Raw genomic sequence first — 533 nt, forward strand, 5'->3', positions numbered from 1 at the left:
TTTTTGATTTGATTAAGAGCCAACCCTTTGTTGTATAGTGCCTCTATGTTTTTGGGGTTTTGTTTTAGTATTTTATTAAATAATGCAATTGCTCCCTTTGGCTGATTTTTCTCCATTAGGGACATTGCATCATACATTAAATCAGAATTATTTGTAGACCCAAACAAGCCCATATTGAATTACTATTTGTTACTGGTAATGAAAGTTTAGTTTTTGTCTTGCAAAAAGTTTTCAGATGCAGTAATCATCTTTTTTATGTCATCTTTGTTGTGTGCATTTGATATCGCACCTAGTTTTCCAGGTAAAAAGAATATTCCATCATGCGAAATCATCTTAAAGTGATATTTCTGTAGTAGCGTGGTATCACACTTTGCAGCATCCGCAGAATTTTCAATCTTTGTAATTCCGTCTTTAGTAAAATGTGTCATAAATAATGACCCATGACCTGTAACGATTACTTTGTCTCCAAATATTTTTCCCAATTCCACTCTTGCAAATTTACCTAATGAGTTTATTTTCGGATAGATTATTCC

At 32.5% G+C, this 533-nt stretch carries 1 pseudogene; it reads right to left on the reverse strand.

Features of this window, described 5'->3' with window-relative positions:
* Positions 1–206: 206 nt before the first annotated feature.
* A pseudogene (locus tag BG20_RS09035) lies at positions 207–533 on the reverse strand (aspartate aminotransferase family protein); the annotation flags it as partial.

Origin of the sequence: Candidatus Nitrosarchaeum limnium BG20, from assembly GCF_000241145.1 — an archaeon.
In the GTDB taxonomy this organism is placed as follows: domain Archaea; phylum Thermoproteota; class Nitrososphaeria; order Nitrososphaerales; family Nitrosopumilaceae; genus Nitrosarchaeum; species Nitrosarchaeum limnae.